3 protein-coding genes and 5 tRNA genes are annotated in these 4263 nt (G+C 32.3%); all 8 read left to right on the forward strand.

What is annotated here, in order from left to right; translation table 11 throughout:
• Window positions 1-50: 50 nt before the first annotated feature.
• Window positions 51-127: transfer RNA gene (locus tag OIO11_RS11935), tRNA-Asp, on the forward strand.
• A gap of 5 nt (window positions 128-132) precedes the next feature.
• A tRNA-Thr gene (locus OIO11_RS11940) sits at window positions 133-208 on the forward strand.
• Between the two features lie 14 nt (window positions 209-222).
• Window positions 223-297: transfer RNA gene (locus OIO11_RS11945), tRNA-Glu, on the forward strand.
• 17 nt (window positions 298-314) lie between these two features.
• A tRNA-Leu gene (locus OIO11_RS11950) sits at window positions 315-398 on the forward strand.
• 5 nt (window positions 399-403) lie between these two features.
• Window positions 404-479 (forward strand) — tRNA-Ala (locus tag OIO11_RS11955).
• 288 nt (window positions 480-767) lie between these two features.
• Window positions 768-1631 carry a carbohydrate ABC transporter permease gene (locus OIO11_RS11960; RefSeq protein ID WP_268071695.1) on the forward strand — a complete coding sequence of 288 codons (864 nt, stop codon included), beginning with the start codon at window positions 768-770 and terminating at the stop codon, window positions 1629-1631.
• Window positions 1632-1662: 31 nt separating this feature from the next.
• Window positions 1663-2946, forward strand: a complete 1284-nt coding sequence (locus OIO11_RS11965) for an ABC transporter substrate-binding protein (protein WP_268071696.1) — start codon at window positions 1663-1665, stop codon at window positions 2944-2946.
• Window positions 2947-2987: 41 nt separating this feature from the next.
• On the forward strand, window positions 2988-3857 hold the full coding sequence (locus OIO11_RS11970) for a carbohydrate ABC transporter permease (RefSeq protein ID WP_268071697.1): 870 nt from the start codon (window positions 2988-2990) through the stop codon (window positions 3855-3857).
• Window positions 3858-4263 lie beyond the last annotated feature (406 nt).

Genomic DNA, 4263 nt, shown 5'->3' on the forward strand with positions numbered 1-4263 from the left:
AAGCAGGGGGTCACAGGTTCGAGCCCTGTTGTGCCCACCACAAACAATTTGGCCTAGTGGCTCAGTTGGTTAGAGTACCGGCCTGTCACGCCGGGGGTCGAGGGTTCGAGTCCCTTCTAGGTCGCCATTTAAGCTGGCATGGCTCAATTGGTAGAGCAACTGACTTGTAATCAGTAGGTTCCGGGTTCAAGTCCTGGTGCCAGCACCACTTTAAGATAATTTGGCTCCTTGGTCAAGCGGTCAAGACACCACCCTTTCACGGTGGTAACAGGGGTTCGATTCCCCTAGGAGTCACCATTTATAAATTAATATATGCAGGTGTGGCGGAATTGGCAGACGCACTAGACTTAGGATCTAGCGCCTTTGGCGTGGGGGTTCGACTCCCTTCACCTGCACCATATATGGGGGTATAGCTCAGCTGGGAGAGCACCTGCCTTGCACGCAGGGGGTCAAGAGTTCGAATCTCTTTATCTCCACCATAAAAAAACAGTCTTTTGTAAGACTGTTTTTTTATTTTTTGTAAAGATATAGTAACTAAATTCATAGTTATCTAAAAAAGTGAATATAATTTTATACATAAGAAAAATATCCTCTATTTTTGAGGGTATTTTTGTATTATTCAATATAAAAAACTAAACTTTATAGTCATAATAAATATATCATGATAAATAAATTCATATATTTTTAATACATAATTTAATTTTACAGCTAAATAAAGGGTTTAAGATTTTGTAAGAGGATAATCAAGATTACAGAGGGGGAGTGAGATGGAAACGAATATTAACTTCAAAACAAAAAAGAACTCTAAAATTATTTTAAATGGGGTATTAAAGTATTGTTGTGCTGGAATTATAGTTATATGGTCACTATTTCCAGTATATTGGATGCTTAATAACTCTTTTAAAAACAGAGTAGAGCAGTTTTATCAAAAACCTACATTTTTTCCACATGATTTTACATTAGAAAATTATATAATGTTGTTCGAAGAATTAGGTTTTCAAAAAAACATGTTAAATAGTGCTGTCATATCTATAAGTTCTACTGTGATAGCGGTTGTAATCGGTTCCATGGCTGCTTACAGCATATCACGATTCAGATTTAAAGCAAAGAAATTTCTATTAGTTTGGATATTAGTAACAAGAATATTTCCACCTATAACTTTTGTTATACCTTTATACTCTATTATGGGAAAATTAAGTTTATTAAATAGTAGAACAGCTATAATATTATCCTATATAGTGTTCAACTTACCTTTTGCAATATGGATGTTAATAAGTTTTTTTAATGAAGTTCCAGTAGAAATTGAAGAAAGCTCAATGGTAGATGGAGCTACATCATATCAGACATTTTCTAAGATAGTATTACCATTAGTAATACCAGACATAGCTGCAACAGCAGTATTTACATTTATGATGTCTTGGAATGAATTTATGTATGCTATGATTTTCATTCAATCACCAGAGTTAGTAACTATTCCAGTTAGTCTTTCAGGATTAATTACTGAATACTTGGTATTATGGGGGCCAATGAGTGCTGGGGGAGTTCTTTCATTAATTCCAATAATTATTTTTGTTCTATTCATGCAAGATTATTTAGTTAAGGGATTAACCCTTGGAGCAGTTAAGGGCTAAGTATATAAATTATATTATGGGGAGGAGTTTTATGTTAAGGAATAAAAAAGTTTTTATGGCTGTTTCATTAGCATTATCATTAATTATACTACCTTTAAGTGGATGCGGGAAAAAAACTAATGATAAAACACAAGCTAAAGATAATAAGGTTTCAGAGATAAGTATTGCTGTTAGAGCAGGTGCTATGGCAGATGCTGTTGAAGTAGTAGCTAAGGAATATGAAAGTAAAAAGGGAGTTAAAGTAAAAGTAAATTCAATGCCATATAGTTCCTTAAAAGAAAAAGTTGTTTTAGATGTTCGTAACAAGTCAGGAGCATTTGATTTAGTTATGATTGATGACCCTTGGATGCCAGAATTTGCAGAAGGCAAGCTTTTAGCACCATTGGATTCTTATTTTAAAGAAGGCGTAGATAAGGATTTTGTACAAAAATGTGCAGATTTATGTAGACATCCATATAAAACAGGTAATTTATATGCTTTGCCTTTAATAGGCAATGTTCAAATGTTCTTCTATCGTGATGATTTACTAAAAAAACATAATTTGAAAGCTCCTAAAACTTGGGATGAAGTTGTAAATATTGCTGAAACTATACTAAAAAATGAAAAAGATATATCAGGATATGTTTTGCGTGGACAAAGAGGAAATCCTATAGTTACAAATTATATTCCTATGTTTTGGGCATATGGAGGAAAGGTGTTAGATGAAAATAATAAACCTCATGTAAATTCTGAGGCTGGTATAAAAGCTATGGAAACATATATAAAATTGAAAAACTTAGGACCTAAAGGAGTTGAAACATTTGATAGCGATCAAATAGCAACAACATTAACTCAAGGAAAGGTTGCGATGACAATAGCTTGGCCGTCATGGGTAGCTACAGTGGACAATCCGAAATCATCTAAGGTAGTTAATAAAGTAGGTTTTTCAGCTGTTCCAGGAAAAGTGTCTTTTGATACTGCGGTAATAGGAAATTGGTTATTGGGTATTCCGAATTCTTCTTTAAATAAGGATGCTGCAGTAGACTTCTTAAAATATATTACAAGTAAAGAATCTCAAAAAACTATGGCACTTCAAGGTGGAGGGGTACCAACAAGAACAAGTGTCTATAAAGATGAAGAGTTACAGGGGAAATACAGACATTATGAAGCTCAGCTTGATGCATTAACACATTCAGCAGCACGTCCAAGAACTCCTTATTGGAGCCAGATTGAAGATGTATGGGGATTATATTTATCAGAAATTTTATCTGGTAAGATGGACATAAAAGAAGGATTGGATAAAGCTAATGAAGCTATTGAAAAGATATTGCAATAGTTTATAGGGCAAAACAATTTAGATATAAGAAAGGATAGTGTATGAGGAAAAGTGAGAAAATTACGTATATATTTATTTTGCCTACAGTAATTATTCTGTTGTTAATGACAGTATATCCTCTGATTTATGCTTTAGTGAAAAGTTTTTATAAAGTTGACTTAATAAAAGATACAACAACTTTTGTAGGCATAAAGAACTATATTACTATACTAAAAGATGAAATTTTTTGGAACGCTCTTAAAAACACAGTAATATTTGTCCTAATTAGTGTTTTTATAGAGTTCTTGCTAGGACTTTTATTTGCATTATTTTTCAATTTGAAAATAAAAGCACTGAAAATATTCAGATCAATAGTACTAGTGCCAATGTTATTACCACCTATTACAGTAGCTCTTACTTGGAAAATGATGTTTGAGTATAATACAGGAATACTTAACTATATGTTAGAGACAATAGGCTTAAATAGAATTGAATGGCTTAGTTCTGCTAAATATGCTATGATGTCTATCATCTTCACCGATATATGGCAGTGGACTCCATTTGTATTTCTAGTAATCTTAGCCAGTTTACAATCCATACCGGAAAGCTTATATGAAAGTGCAAAGGTTTCAGGAGCGACTCCTTTTCAATGCTTTATTTATATAACTTTACCTTTACTAAAACCAGGGTTAATTTTAACTTTACTATTAAGAACTATAGATACTTTTCGTATATTCGATAAAATGTATACTTTAACAGGAGGAGGTCCGGGAAAGGCTACAGATACTATAACCTATTATATATATAGACAAGGTTTTAAATATTTTCAAACAGGTTATGCTTCAGCATCTGCAGTAATTATGGTGATATTTGTATTTTTATTCTCCTCTTTATATATAAAGAGAGTAATGAAAAATGCTAACTATAATTAAAGTAAGTAAAGCATTGAAAGATGTTTCCAAGATTTAATCAGATTAAGCTAAGAGTAATTTGGCTTAGCGTGTTGAAAACCCGTATAGATGAAATACGGGTTTTCATAATATGGTTTTTTAACAGCTGTATTATTTAATGGTTATATATTGGAAATTTTTTGCTAAAAATATACTTCTCCTGGCGTATCAATATAAGAATAATAAAGAAAACCAAATAAAAACGGAGAAAATTTAAATTAATTTAGTTAAATGAGGTGAAATTAGTGTATATGCTTTGATATTTATGATAAGATATTCCTTGTCGTCGCGAGAGCGGCGGTGAGGAAACAACAAAGTATGAATTAAGATAATTTGAGAAAATTAAAAGAATCAAAAATGTTGTTGACAAGAAAAAATTCAGATGATA

Source organism: Clostridium sp. ZS2-4, from assembly GCF_026719745.1.
Lineage (GTDB): Bacteria > Bacillota > Clostridia > Clostridiales > Clostridiaceae > Clostridium_H.

Coding starts and splice junctions, on each gene's coding strand:
- OIO11_RS11970 (WP_268071697.1), top strand. CDS start 2,988: ATGAGGAAAAGTGAGAAAATTACGTATATATTTATTTTGCCTACAGTA.
- OIO11_RS11965 (WP_268071696.1), top strand. CDS start 1,663: ATGTTAAGGAATAAAAAAGTTTTTATGGCTGTTTCATTAGCATTATCA.
- OIO11_RS11960 (WP_268071695.1), top strand. CDS start 768: ATGGAAACGAATATTAACTTCAAAACAAAAAAGAACTCTAAAATTATT.